At 34.6% G+C, this 14,082-nt stretch carries 13 protein-coding genes; 8 read left to right on the top strand and 5 right to left on the bottom strand.

Annotated elements, in window-relative coordinates:
- Window positions 1-197: 197 nt before the first annotated feature.
- The 6 genes from E7480_05755 to E7480_05730 all read left to right on the top strand — a co-directional run bounded on the left by E7480_05755 (window position 198) and on the right by E7480_05730 (window position 4,792).
- Complete coding sequence (locus E7480_05755; GenBank protein ID MBE6904095.1) at window positions 198-548, top strand: four helix bundle protein; 351 nt, start codon at window positions 198-200, stop codon at window positions 546-548.
- Window positions 545-949, top strand: coding sequence for a hypothetical protein (locus tag E7480_05750; GenBank protein MBE6904094.1), 405 nt, complete (start codon window positions 545-547; stop codon window positions 947-949). Before E7480_05755 ends, E7480_05750 begins: the two co-directional genes overlap by 4 nt.
- A 183-nt stretch (window positions 950-1,132) precedes the next feature.
- Window positions 1,133-1,720, top strand: coding sequence for an HD domain-containing protein (locus E7480_05745; protein ID MBE6904093.1), 588 nt, complete (start codon window positions 1,133-1,135; stop codon window positions 1,718-1,720).
- A 142-nt stretch (window positions 1,721-1,862) separates the two neighbouring features.
- Window positions 1,863-3,047, top strand: a complete 1,185-nt coding sequence (locus E7480_05740; GenBank protein ID MBE6904092.1) for a hypothetical protein — start codon at window positions 1,863-1,865, stop codon at window positions 3,045-3,047.
- An 18-nt stretch (window positions 3,048-3,065) separates the two neighbouring features.
- A complete protein-coding gene (locus E7480_05735) occupies window positions 3,066-4,205 on the top strand; it encodes a hypothetical protein (GenBank protein ID MBE6904091.1) in 1,140 nt (379 codons plus the stop codon).
- A 23-nt stretch (window positions 4,206-4,228) separates the two neighbouring features.
- Window positions 4,229-4,792 (top strand): hypothetical protein, encoded by a 564-nt coding sequence (locus E7480_05730; protein MBE6904090.1) that lies wholly within the window; start codon window positions 4,229-4,231, stop codon window positions 4,790-4,792.
- A 121-nt stretch (window positions 4,793-4,913) separates the two neighbouring features.
- Here E7480_05730 and E7480_05725 read toward each other — a convergent pair whose 3' ends face one another.
- The 4 genes from E7480_05725 to E7480_05710 are packed head-to-tail and all read right to left on the bottom strand — an operon-like array spanning window position 4,914 to window position 8,590.
- Complete coding sequence (locus E7480_05725; protein MBE6904089.1) at window positions 4,914-5,189, bottom strand: HU family DNA-binding protein; 276 nt, start codon at window positions 5,187-5,189, stop codon at window positions 4,914-4,916.
- A 54-nt stretch (window positions 5,190-5,243) separates the two neighbouring features.
- Window positions 5,244-6,053, bottom strand: a complete 810-nt coding sequence (mazG, locus tag E7480_05720) for a nucleoside triphosphate pyrophosphohydrolase (GenBank protein ID MBE6904088.1) — start codon at window positions 6,051-6,053, stop codon at window positions 5,244-5,246.
- A gap of 1 nt (window position 6,054) precedes the next feature.
- Window positions 6,055-7,683, bottom strand: a complete 1,629-nt coding sequence (locus tag E7480_05715; GenBank protein MBE6904087.1) for a polysaccharide biosynthesis protein — start codon at window positions 7,681-7,683, stop codon at window positions 6,055-6,057.
- 52 nt (window positions 7,684-7,735) lie between these two features.
- Window positions 7,736-8,590 (bottom strand): DegV family protein, encoded by an 855-nt coding sequence (locus tag E7480_05710; protein MBE6904086.1) that lies wholly within the window; start codon window positions 8,588-8,590, stop codon window positions 7,736-7,738.
- Window positions 8,591-8,901: 311 nt separating this feature from the next.
- Between E7480_05710 and E7480_05705 the strand changes: the two genes are divergently transcribed.
- The gene (locus E7480_05705; protein ID MBE6904085.1) at window positions 8,902-11,016 is read left to right on the top strand and encodes a sodium-translocating pyrophosphatase; all 2,115 of its coding nucleotides are present in this window, start codon (window positions 8,902-8,904) and stop codon (window positions 11,014-11,016) included.
- 35 nt (window positions 11,017-11,051) lie between these two features.
- Here the strand turns inward: E7480_05705 and E7480_05700 are convergent, their stop codons facing one another.
- Entirely contained in the window at window positions 11,052-11,852 is an 801-nt protein-coding gene (locus E7480_05700; GenBank protein MBE6904084.1) for a helix-turn-helix transcriptional regulator, read from the bottom strand.
- An 87-nt stretch (window positions 11,853-11,939) separates the two neighbouring features.
- Here E7480_05700 and E7480_05695 point away from each other — a divergent pair, with 87 nt between their 5' ends.
- Window positions 11,940-14,081 (top strand): hypothetical protein, encoded by a 2,142-nt coding sequence (locus tag E7480_05695; protein ID MBE6904083.1) that lies wholly within the window; start codon window positions 11,940-11,942, stop codon window positions 14,079-14,081.
- Window position 14,082 lies beyond the last annotated feature (1 nt).

Here is a 14,082-nt window from a genome sequence, read left to right as displayed (position 1 = left end):
AAGAAAAATTGTTGAATATATTGAATTGTATTACAATTCAGAAAGATTGCATTCAGGTATCAATTATTCAGTACCAAATCAATTTTTCACTCTTTTATCTGTCCGAAATTCTTGACAAGTTTCGAAAATGTGCTTTGCTTCGCAAAGCGTTGATTTGAAAAGTAAATTATGATATAATTTACTTAGAGGTGAAGATAATGAATAGTCCGTTACTCGAAAAATCACTTGATTTTGCAACAAAAATTGTCTTATTTTATGAAGAATTTTCTAAAACAAAAAAAGATACAACAATTGCAAAACAATTACTGCGCTCTGCTACAAGTGTGGGTGCCAATATAAACGAAGCAATATACGGCAACAGTAAAGCCGATTTTATATCAAAATTACATATTGCTCTTAAAGAAACAGGTGAAAGTATTTATTGGCTTATGCTTTTAAAAAGAACCAACTTAATCGATTATAATTTTGATAGTTTGCTTTCACCTGCAGAAGAAATAAAAAGAATGTTAATAGCATCGTTGAATACTGCAAAGGAGAATTCAAAATGATATTTGATTTTGATGCTCTTTCAAAAGAGTTTAAAATATTTTATGATGCTTTTTCTCCTGAAACTTACGGCATTTCTATGGGACGTGCTGCTGAGCACGCTGCTGTAGATTTTGATAATCTTTCTGATGAAGAAAAAACATTAATCGATGAATGGTTTCTTGAACTTTTCGAAGAAGAAAAAGATTATTATGGTATTCCTTATCTTTGGGTTATTGAAAAATTAAAGGATGTTCGTTTCATTCCTTTGATTAAAAATTATTATAAAAGGTTAAAAAAGCGACACAAGAAAATTGTTGAAACAAACATAGATGGCAAAACAATTAGAGCACGCTCGGATTTTACAAGCGAATTAGTTTTGTGTAAAAAAGTTATAAAAGCACTTAAATCCAAAAAGAAATAATGTGTAGTGGTTCAAACATATAGGTCAAAAATTCAAAGGGTTTCGAATTTGTACAACCTTTCCACAAAAACCGACTTGTTTTGACAAGTCGGTTTTTTTATATGTTTGTTTCTGTAATACATCGTTGAAATACTATAAATTTGTGATATAATCAGTTCAATAAAGAAAAATCGAGGGTGAGTTATGGATATTCGTATTAAAAAGCAATTAGATTTTGCATTAGAAATTGATAAGCTTAAGAACGTGTTCAGACAAACACATTTATCAAATAACGGAAGAAATGAAAACGACGCTGAACATTCCTGGCATATGGCAATTATGGCATATGTTCTCAAGGAATACACAAATGAAAATATTGATATAGCAAAGGTTATGCTGATGTGTTTGATTCACGACATTGTTGAAATAGATTCCGGAGATACATATGCGTATGATTTGGAAAGATTGCAATCTCAAAAAGCAAGAGAGGATATTGCAAAACAAAGAATATTTTCTATTTTACCAGAAGAACAAGCAAAAGAATTAATAGACCTGTTCGATGAATTTGAAGCATATGAAACAGCTGAAGCTAAATTTGCTCATTCCATGGATAATCTCCAACCGCTGATATTAAATAATAACAATAATGGTGGTGATTGGCGTCAACACAATGTCACGGCGGAACAAGTTTATAAAAGACAAAGTAAAACCAAATTAGGTTCGGACAGATTGTTTGAAGTAACTGATGAAATAATTAAAGAAAATATACAAAAGGGTAACTTGAAAAAATAATAAATTCTAATTTATAAAACAGATTGGGATAGGGTCAATTTGCTTAATTGAAAATTTATATGGCAAAAATATTGTTTTTTCGAAATCTATTGCTATTTTGCGACAAAGCCTTTATAATAGAAAAGAAAAAAAGATTTTTGTAATGGAAAATAAAAAATATTACAATAGGGAGAAACGTATGAAACTGATTTCGGATTCACATTTTGACATTCGAGAATATTACGGAGATTTAATTATTCTATATCCGGAGGGATATCCGGAATTAGTTGCGCCATTGCGAGAAAGATTGGATATTTCCGGACACGTATATCATTGTCGTGCTGTAGGAGAGTCGCTTTTGGTGAAGGGAAATGCCTTTGATGAGATTGTGACATTATTAAATCATTGTGCTTGTCTGATACCAGTACTCAATAAGCAGTTGTTTGAAGAAGAGAATTTAGTATCTTGTTCTATGTTTTGGTATTTTATCGGATATATCCGTTCTAAATTGCAAGAATCCATTGTGCCTTACATTCCTAAAAATCAGGATGATGGAGTGCCCGATTTGAAGGGAACACCCTTGCAGGGAATTGATATTATATTTGATGCAGATACTTTTATGTCTAAAATACCGGAAAAATTTGCATCTAAACTGCTTCGTTATAATTATTATGAAAATCGTACTACAAATTTTTATGCTGCCCGTCGCATTAATTTTCAATGCCTGCGTATATCCTTTAATATTTATGAAGAAGCTTTTCAAAATGCTAAGCTATATTATAATGACATTACAGGTTATAACCGTTCAGACAGTGAATTTGATAATTTCTTGGAAGAGCATCTTATTTGCGGATGCCGTGTTGTCAGCTTTGGTGCAGAAGAACGCTTAGAGCCGCAGATGATGGTTTATAAGGAGGAGGTACATCCTTACATTGCGGATTATCCCAAGTCCTTTGTAGGAAAGAAGTCTTATCGTCGTTTTACTGCTAATGAACGTGAGGAAAGCGGAATTCGTGCTGAATTTGTATTCGATGTGTTGATTCCTGTACATAAAATCCTCGGAGCATATATAAAATGCTATTTGACTTGCCGAGATACAGATTGTCCTGTGTTTATGCTTCTTGCCTTGATGGAGCCTGACTTTGCAGAAGGAAGCATTTCGGAGCTTGATTTTGACCGCTATGAAGACGCTTCTTATTGGAAGGGAATCTACCCCGAGCAATCGCATGTGGATACTCGTTTTAACCGTCTGTATTTTTCATTGAATTTTGAATTACTAAGACCTCTTCTAAAAGCTGACCCCGCTTTAAATGTAGGGGAGACGGTAGACTTTATTTTCCCACAGTAAAGGAGGAAAGGATATATTATGTTAGAACCGAGAGGCTCCCGTTTGGGAGATTTTGATTTTACTACAAGACAATTAGAAGAGGACGAGAAAAAGTTCTATGGGATATTTATTTCTCACGCTAATGCTGACAATGAGGATTGCCTTTATCCTCTGCGAAATGCTATGCTTGAAATGGGACTTTATCCTCTTTGCGATCGTGATTTCTTGTCCGGGGGAGACGATTTTCAAAGCAAAATCGAGCGCACTTTGGATTGTTATGCGGCGGTAATTATAATAACCGAGGCATCCTTGCATTCCCATTGGGTCAATTATGAGATTGGTATACTTTCGGGGAAGAATATTCCTGTTTATCTTTGGGACCCAAATGGTATTTTGAATACTGCACCTAAGGAGGATAGCGTGGATTTTCGCAAATTTGCAGATGCACATCTCAACCGTTTTCTCCCTGCATTTAACAGCTTGGAAAGCCTTCTTGATGCTATACGAGACCTTTCTCCTTATGCTGATATGTTTTGTGAAGAAAATGCCTATTTAGACTGTACAACTTTCCGTAAAAGAATGAAGGAATATGCAGAAACAGTAATCGTTACTTTGGAAAGTAATATTTTTGATGAATATTACAGTGATTTTGCCGAATGTAAGATAGGAACACTAATTCCTAATTTTGGAATGTTTTACGCTGACCACGGAGATGGGGAGCATTGCTATGCCAGAAACCGCTGTGTTCCTTTGGAAGATAGAGCTTGTCCACAAAACGGAATCCCTTGCGCTCTTTCACTGCCAAGAACTTTGGGAGAGGAAAATAAGGAATGTGTGCTTTTAAATCATGTGATGTACAATGGCAAGGTTTATCGTCAGGGTGATTTAAATCGTCAAGGTAAACGTATTGAAAAAGGCTGCATTATGTTCCATGTTCCTGTACACAAGCTGTACGGAACAGAATTCAAGTTTATTATGGATGTTCAGGATAACACACGTTATGATTTGATTATGGCTCTTTTGGAAAAAGCGGGAATGAATCCTAGCGCATCTAATTCGATGCTTGGTGGCCGTATTTATCTTTCCTTGCCGGAACGACGTATGCAAGGCCTTTTCCGCTTAAATCATGAATTCACCAACAATTTCCTTTGTCCTCACGCTGCAAGAAAATCCGTCTGAATATTGAAAGGAGACTTTGAAGAGTGAAATCAGCTAATAAAAGAACAATATATATTTCATTGACGTTTGTTCTTGTAGTTATAATTTTGTTAGGTTCTGTATTTCTAAAATTACATAATGAAAAAGAACAGTGGAAACATATTGTTGCAGAACACAATTATAATCATTGGAATGAAATTTATCATATGGCATGGAAAACCGAAAATCAAGGATTTACAAAAGATGCTATAAAAGAAAGTTATTTATATATAAATGCCAAGATTTATTCAAACACAGATGGATTATATCCTGTGTTCAGTGGCGATTCAAAGTATACTGCCTTTTTGCAAACCTATTATTATGGATTGGCACAAGATATTGCTGTAAAAGATATGCAAGGGGATAAATTGCAAGAAGCACTTGATTTATTTAAAGAGACAACTATAGAATTAAAGAAGCTTTCCGGAAATATATTAAATATAGCTGAAAATAAAAGAGCTTCTTTAATAGAAACGAAATCAGAGCTTTATAATCAGGTTGAAAAAACTATTATAGAATTTTGTAATAAGTACGGAGAGAAAATTTCAACATTTAATTTATCTGTTTAAATAATAATTAAATTTCAAACAAAATCTATTTTTTATAAAAGAAAAAAGCCGAATAATCAGATAAAAAAACTGACTTTGCATTATTAAACAGCAAAGTCAGTTTTTTTAAAAACAAATTTAATTATTTTGCAATAACATCTTTGAAAGCTTTACCAGCTTTGAATACGGGAAGTTTGGAAGCAGGAATCTGAATTGTTTGCTTTGTTCTGGGGTTTCTTCCTGTTCTTGCGTTGCGGCACTTAACTTCGAATGTACCAAAACCAACTAACTGAACTTTGTCTCCAGCCTTTAATGCATCCTCAACAGAGCTGATTACAGCAGCAAGAGCCTTTTCAGCATCCTTCTTGGAAAGTTCTGATTTTGCAGCGATAGCAGCAATAAGTTCGCTTTTGTTCATTTTTTTATCCTCCTAAATTTTTTTATATATTAACTCCTATCGGAATTAACTACATCATTTATTTTCAAGCTTTATTTTATCCCAAAGCTTATCCATCTCAGCTAAAGACATTTCCGAAAGATTTTTACCTTCTTTAATTGCTTGATTTTCAAGCTTTTCAAAACGAGAAATGAATTTATCACAAGCATTATATAAGCTGTTTTCAGCATCACAATCCACAAATCTGGCAACGTTTACACAAGAAAATAAAAGATCTCCCAACTCTTCGTTTATTTCCTCTTTATTGTTTTTCTTAATAGCGTTTTCAAGCTCTTGAATTTCCTCGTGAAGTTTGTTTAAAGCACCGTCTGTATTTTCCCAATCAAAGCCGACTTTAGCAGCACGCTTTTGAACCTTTTGACTTCTTATAAGAGAGGGAAGAGCCTTAGAAACAGAATTTAAAGTATCTGTAACGCTTTTCTGACTTTTTTCTACCTTCTTTATTTCATCCCAACGCATAAGAACTTCTTGTGAATTACCTGCCTTAGCATCGGCAAAAATATGAGGATGTCTTAAAATAAGCTTTTTACAAACACCGTCACAAACATCGTCTATGTTAAATTTGTTTTCTTCCTGTGACATACGGCTGTGAAAAACAACTTGGAGCATAACATCTCCCAATTCTTCTTTTAACAGCTCGACATTATCGGTATCAATAGCTTCAACAGCTTCGTAAACCTCTTCGATGAAATTATTCCTGATTGAGTGATGGTCTTGCTCTTTGTCCCAAGGGCATCCGTTTTCGCTTCGCAAAATTGCCATTATTTCAACAAGGTCATCAAAAAAGTATTTTTCTTTTCTTTTAAATCTCTCAACATTTAACATTTTAACGCATTATCCTTATTTTTTCAAGTATTTTTTTAATTTTTTTACCAAAAGGCAAAATTTCTATATCTTTTGCTGTAATTCCTTTGCAAAAATACAGGGAAATGAGATAAATTGCCATCCCAAACAGCACCGAAATCACGGTTGAAACAAGATTTGGAACAAAATTGCCTATAGCTTTATAAAGTAAAAATGCTCCTGCGGCGCATAAAACCGAAGAAAATAAAGGCTTTGTAAAGGCAGAACTGATGCTTGGAAATACACCCGTATTTTTCTTAAGCTGATGCAAATTTAAAATAGTTATTATAAGGTAACAAATAAAAGTTGCAAAAGGAGCGCCGAAAATACGTATATTGGGATTAGCAATAAGAAAATAATTCATTAAGAATTTTATAAGACCGGCAATGAAAATATTTATTACGGGAATATGAGGCTTTTTAATAGCTTGAAGCATTGAGGTCGAAACAGTCGCAATGCTTAAAGGGATAACAGCTAATCCGAGAATATTCAAAAGGGGAGTAGCAATAGCAACACCTTCGGGACGGTTTGAAAAAAGGATATTTAAAATAGGGCCCGACATAACAGACATACCAAAAGCTATCGGAAAAGCAATAAGCGCATTCATTCTGAAGGAGGCGTCAATAGCACTTTTTATACGCTCTGGCTGTTGTAAAGTATATGACCTTGACAGAGCTGGAATAGCGCTTGTGCAAATAGCTGCGGTGATTGTAGCGGGCATATTATAAAGAAGTACCGCCATACTTGTATAGCTACCGTAAACAAAGTTTGCATATTCGCTTGTATAGCCCGAAACAATCAATCTGTTCATAAGAACAAATACATCTATTGTGTTTGTAAGGTTCATAGTCAAAGCACCTATGAGTATAGGTAAGCTTGCTTTTAAAAATTCAGATGCGATTTGTTTATATGGAGTAGCAGGGAAAGATTCTTGATTAAGATATAGCTTTGTAGAGTTTCTGTTTTTTAAATATATTATAAACATATAAAGTAAAGAGATAGCGGCACTTACAGAAACACCGACTGCGGCACCCGCAGCTACGGTAGATAAGGGAAAGCCTGCTTTCAAAAGAATAAGAGCCAAGGAAAAACCTACGACTAAATTGAAAAATGACTCTAAAATATTTGAAATTCCCGTAGACATCATATCCTGATGTCCTTGAAAAAAACCTCTTAAGCCTGCAACTGCAGATACGAAAAAGATTGCAGGCGCAACAGCAATTAAAGCTTCAAAAGCGGGATCGTTACCTGTCCACGAAGCGATCGTTTTTGAAAAAAACAGCATAAAAATCGCAATAAGAAAGCTTATTGAAGAGTAGACAAGTAAAGATATTTTTAAAATACGGGAAGTATCTCTGAATTTTTTTAAAGCAATTGCAGAGGAGACCATTCTTGAAACAGTTACAGGTAATCCCGAGGTAGAAAGCACGTACATCGTTGTATATATGGAAAGGGCACTGTTATAATATCCCATAGTTTCTTCGCCGAAAATACGTGTCATAGGAATTTTATATATAAAACCTATAAATTTTACTATAATTCCCGAAATTGTTAAAATAAGGGCTCCGTGCAAAAAGGTTTGCTTTTTTACATCGGATTGCAAAAAAAACACCTCTTAATTATATAATGATGCCGATTGTATTTATAAATCGGCATCAAAAAAATTATTTATTTTCATTTCTGATTAAAAGAACACCAAGAGTATTTTTGCCACAATGGGAAGATATAGTACAGCTTGCACGTGTTACATAAATCTTTTCAAAAATTCCCTTTGCAATAACTTGGTTTTTAAGCTGCTCTACAATAGCATTGTCAACGCCTGCGTGAGTAATAAAAGCAGCAGATTTGTCAATATCGGTATTCTCAAGACGCTCGTCAACATACTGCTTTAATACAGTTTCGTATTGACCTCTGTATTTTTTGCCAACACCCATTTTTCCGTTCAGAACCTCAATACAAGGTTTTAATTTCAAGAAATTAGCACCTAAAGCCGAAAGAGCAGAGCATCTTCCGCCCTTGTAAAGATATTCAAGAGAGTCTATAACAAAGCTTGCATCAACCTTGGGAACAAGAGCTTCAATTTGTTCTTTGATTTCAGCGCCTGATTTGCCTTCTTCTATAAAAGATATAATTTTTAAAACAAGTAAACCTATTCCGGTAGAAAGATTTTGAGAATCAAGAACAAAGATTCTTTCATTTCCGTCAGCGGCAATGACTGCACTTTGATAAGTAGTTGAAAGTCCAGAGCCTATGCCGATGTAAATAACCTCGTCATAGGTTTCAAGAGCCTTGTTGAAAAGCTCTTCAAATATTCCGGGGGAAACAGCGGCAGTTTTTGGAAGAACCTTTGTTTTATTATAATTTTCATATATATCGTCGGGAACAATGTCTACTCCGTCTTTAAAAGTTTTGTCTCCCAACGTAACAAAAAGAGGAACAATCTCTATATTGTATTTTTTAATAACTTCTTCAGGAAGGTCACAAGTACTGTCGCATATAATATGGATTTTTTTGCTCATAGCCATATTCCTTTCTTAATAAAATAGATATAACCTCAAGAATACTTTTATTATTCTAACATATTTTGCTTAAAAAGGCAAGATGTTTTAATTGGTTAGATAAAATCAAAATAAATAACATAAAATAATGTTAAATTCAATGTTAAACATTGTTAAGTTCACATTATTTTTAGTTAATTTGTGAAGATTAACAAAAATAACAATTGACGATATTGATAAAAGAAAAAAAAGCCGAAAATAAAAAAAAGTATTGAGGAAAAGCATTTTTTTTGTTATAATATATAAAAATCAAAAAAAACGGAGGTATAACTATGAATTTTGATTTAGTGCTATTCGTTCCTTTGTGCGCTATTTTGGCTATTGTTTTTTCTGTAATTCTTGCAGTGAAAATTTTAAAGGCCGATGAAGGCACAGAAAGAATGAAACAAATTTCTGGCTATATAAAAAAAGGAGCGAATGCTTATTTAAGCAGGCAATATAAGGCTGTATCCATATTCTTTATTGCTATGTTTGTAATATTGCTTGCCCTTTCTTTTATAACTGATATTTCAATTTTTGTTCCTTTTGCTTTTATAAGCGGTGGAATATTTTCTGCACTTTCCGGATTTTTCGGAATGAAAATAGCTACTTCTTCAAATGCAAGAACTGCAAGTGCGGCTAATAAGAGCCTTAACTCAGGATTGAGAGTTGCTTTTTCATCAGGTGCGGTTATGGGCTTTGTTGTGGTAGGTCTTGGCCTTTTACATATTTCTTTATGGTATTTTATTCTTAAAGCTGCTTTATTTGACGGCGGTCTTTTTGAAAAAATAGAAAGTAAAGAGGTTCTTTATAACATTACATCTGTATTACTTACATCGGGAATGGGTGCTTCATGTATGGCGTTATTTGCCCGTGTAGGCGGCGGTGTTTTCACAAAGGCTGCAGATGTAGGCGCCGATCTTGTTGGTAAGGTTGAAGCAGGTATTCCTGAAGATGACCCCAGAAATCCTGCAGTTATTGCCGACAATGTAGGCGATAATGTTGGTGACGTTGCAGGTATGGGTGCAGACCTTTACGAAAGCTATATAGGTTCTATTATATCAACAACAACTCTTGCAGTAGCAGCAGGCTTTGGCTTTGGTGGTATAGCCGTTCCGTTAATTATTGCTGCTATAGGTATAATTGCTTCTATTATAGGTACATTTTTTGTTCGTACAAAAGAAGGAGCTTCTCAGAAAAAGCTTCTCGGTGTATTGCGTAGAGGTACTTGGATAAGTAGTATTCTTACAGCAGCTGCAGCTTTCCCCGTAGTTTATTTCATTCTTGGCGCTGATAAAATAGGTACTTATTTTGCAATAATTACAGGTCTTCTTGCAGGTATCATTATCGGTGTTATCACTGAATACTATACATCTGATTCTTATAATCCCACTAAAAAGCTTTCAAAGTCTTCTTTGACAGGTTCTGCTACTACTATTATAAGCGGATTGTCTTTAGGTATGCTTTCAACAGCAGCTCCTGTTGTTGTTATCGGTGCAGGTATTATTGTTGCATTCTTTGTTGCCGGAGGAACTACAACAAACTTAAGCCCTGGATTGTACGGTATAGGTCTTGCGGCTGTTGGTATGCTTTCTACTTTAGGTATTACTCTTGCAACAGATGCATACGGTCCTGTAGCAGATAATGCAGGCGGTATTGCTGAAATGTCTGGACTTGATGAAGAGGTCAGAAAGAGAACAGATGCTCTTGACTCTCTCGGAAATACAACAGCAGCTACAGGTAAAGGCTTTGCAATAGGCTCTGCTGCGTTGACAGCGCTTACACTTATAGCATCATATGTTGAAACAGTAAAAGAAATTAAACCCGATTTTGAACTTAATTTAAATATTACTAATCCTGTTCTTTTGGTAGGTTTGTTTATAGGCGGTATGCTTCCGTTCCTTTTTGCAGCACTTACTATGGAATCTGTAGGCCGTGCGGCACAGAGCATTGTTGTAGAGGTGCGCCGTCAATTTAAAGAAATTACCGGTCTTATGGAAGGTAAAGCGGAGCCCGATTATAAAAACTGTGTTGATATATGCACCAAAGCAGCTCAAAAAGAAATAATAATTCCTGCATTTTTGGGAGTTGTTGTTCCTGTTATAGTAGGCTTGATTTTGGGTGTAGACGGCGTAGTTGGTATGCTTTCCGGAGCAACAGTTACCGGCTTTGTATTGGCTATTATGATGTCTAACTCAGGTGGAGCTTGGGACAATGCAAAGAAATACATAGAAAGCGGAGAGCACGGAGGAAAAGGCTCAGATGCTCATAAAGCAGCGGTCGTAGGTGATACTGTGGGAGATCCTTTCAAGGATACATCAGGACCTTCTATTAACATTCTTATAAAGCTTCTTTCAATGGTTTCTATTGTTTTTGCAAGCTTAATAGTAAGCTTCCATATATTTTAATTAAACAAAAATGACTTAAAGCTTTTTGCTTTAAGTCATTTTTTTATCTGAAGTAATAAGGCATTTTCCCGATATTTTTGTGGAGAAACAGAAAAGTTGTTTTTAAAGAGCTTTGAAAAATATGCGGCATCTTCAAAGCCTACTTCTTCTGCAATAGAGGAAATAGATGCGGTGCTGTTTTCTAAAAGAACAGAGGCTTTTTCAAGACGGAATTTATTTATATAGTTGTGTGGTGATAAGTGAAAATACTTTTGAAAAATTCTATACAAATTAGGTACAGAACAAAAAGCAATATCGCTCAAAGCTTTTATTGTTATGTTTTCGGCATAATGTTGAGAAATGTATTTTTTTATTTGTGCTGCCGTATTGTTCATAATCGTATCCTTAATTTTGGAATGAGCTATTAAAAACTCTACAATTTGATATGCGGCAATATATTTTTGGCAGGTGCTGTTTGTAGTTCTGATAGCTAAAATAAGCTCAGATAATGATTCGCTGTCTTTAGAAGACAGTGTAACAGGCATATCAAAAACGTCTTCAAAAGTAAAGAAATCATTTATAGTAACATTCATAAAAACCCATTGGGCTTTCATAAATTCGTTTATACCGTTATGGTGAATGATATCTTGTTTAACTCCTGCAGGCGCAATAAAAACACCGCCCTCCTGAGTACAAACAGGCTTATTTTTGCCTAAGGCTATTTCGTAATAACCGTTCAATGACTGAACAACAGATAGACAGGGTAAGGTTTTTATGTGCTGTTCTTTTTCTATATTTGCTTTTAAATATCCGCCTGAAATATCCTTTATTTCTATTGAATTGATTTTCATATTCATCACCTGATAATATAATACAAATCAATTATACTATAATATATTCAAAAATGCAATTAGTATGATAAAATAATATCAGAGGTGATAGCTATGGTATTTGCAACAGCAGCTAATATTGAGCGTCCGATGAGATTGAGTTCTTCAACAAGAAATTGGGCGTGGGAGTCGTTACACGGCAAATACGGTGATGAAGCAATTAACAACGGCTTTATTAATTTGGATAATATTGAAAACTTTGAAGCTATGTCAGATATAGAAAAATATGATATAGCTATTAAAACTATTGCACAACAGGCGCCCATAAGAATATGCCAAGAGGAAAAAATATGCAGCTCTGCAACTCTTGGAGGCGCAATTTATCATAGAATCCCTGCAAAATATAAAGAAGAGCCTGTTTTTTTAAGTGTAAGCCATTTAACTATACGCTATGATAAGGTGTTAAATCAAGGTCTTGATTCATATAAAAAAGATATAGCAGAGCGTTTGAAGGATAAATCTCTTTCGGACAAACAAAAAGTGTTTTTAAATAGCTTAGATAATGTTATTGAAGCAATACGCATCTGGCATAGCAGATATTTAAAAGCAACAGAAAACACAAGACCTGATCTTCATAAGCTTTTACTGCAGGTGCCTTTTTCGCAGGCACGTAATTTTCATGAAGCTTTGCAATCTCTTTGGTTTATCTTTTCTTTTGTCCGTCTTTGCGGAAATTGGCCGGGTATAGGAAGATTGGATTGGCTTCTTGGTGATTTCTTGAAAAAAGATTTAAATTCAAAAGAGCTGGATATTTCACAAGCAAGAGAATTGTTGGCATCATTTTTTATAAAGGGCTGTGAATGGATACAGTCTAACACTCCGCAGGAATCCGGTGACGCCCAGCACTATCAAAATATTGTGTTGTCGGGAATTGACAGCGAGGGAAAAGAAATAACTAACGAAGTAACTTTTCTTACTTTAGATATAGTGGAAGAGTTGTCGATTTCTGATTTTCCCATTACTGTCAGACTGAATAAAAACTCTCCTTTAGAGCTTAAGGAGAAAGTTGCCGCTGTTATGCGTCACGGTGGGGGAATTGTTGCAGTATATAATGAAGATTTGATTTTACAGGCTTTGCGTAATGACGGATATTCAGAAAAAGAAGCTTGTAATTTTGCCAATGACGGTTGTTGGGAAGTACAGATACCGGGTAAAACAGATTTTATTTATATTCCTTTTGATGGACTGCAAATTTTTAATGAAGCTATTGGTTTAACTAAAGAAGCTGATAATAATTTTTCATCAATAGAGGAGATTTATTCAGCTTTTTACAAACGTTTAAAAGAAGAAATTTCAAATATATATAAGTATATAATTCTTGAGCCTTATATATTTAAGGACAATAGTTGGCAATCTAAAAAAGATGTTACTCCTACTTCTGTTATAAGTCTTTTTGAAGATGGTTGTATCAAAAATGCACGTGCTTACTATGATTTCGGACCTGAATATTTAGTGCGTTCTCCACATATAGGAGGTTCTCCTGATATTGCCAATTCCTTATATGCAATTGAAAAATTTGTTTTTTTAGAAAAAAGAATTTCTTTTGAAAAGTTGTTAGAATGTTTGCGCAATAATTGGGAAGATAACGAGGAACTACGTTTGTACATAAAAAACAACAGCTTGTTTTACGGTAACGATGAAGATAAGGTAGATAAATGGCATAGTCGGATACTAAATGATTTTGCAGATATTGTAGAAAACTGTAAAGGGGAAGGGGATTGTCCTGCAAAGTTTATCCCCGGTGTAAGCACCTTCGGACGTCAGATTGAATGGTTGCCAAACCGTTGCGCTACTGCATTTGGATATAAAAAAGGAGATATTTTATCAGGAAACGATTCTCCTACTCCCGGAACTGATATAAATGGTGCAACCTCTGTTATTAAATCCTATTGTAAAACAGATTTGGTAAGACAGTCTTGCGGAGCAGCTTTGGATATTAAGATTTTTCCTGAATCCTTAAGCGGAGATAACGGAATAGCTTCGCTTATTGCCTTAATGGACGGATTTTTAAAATTAGGCGGCTTCTTTATGCAGTTGGATGCAGTAGATACTAAAACCTTGTTAGATGCACAAAAAAATCCGCATAAGTATAAAACTCTTTCTGTACGTGTTTCCGGCTGGAATGCCCGATTTGTAACACTTAACAGAGAGTGGCAAAATATGATAATCGAAAGAAATACACAAAATATAAATTAAG

The organism is Oscillospiraceae bacterium, from assembly GCA_015067255.1.
Classification (GTDB): Bacteria; Bacillota; Clostridia; order Oscillospirales; family SIG519; genus SIG519.
The sequence above is the reverse complement of the archived record's forward strand: the minus strand, read 5'-3'. Positions and strand labels throughout refer to the sequence as shown.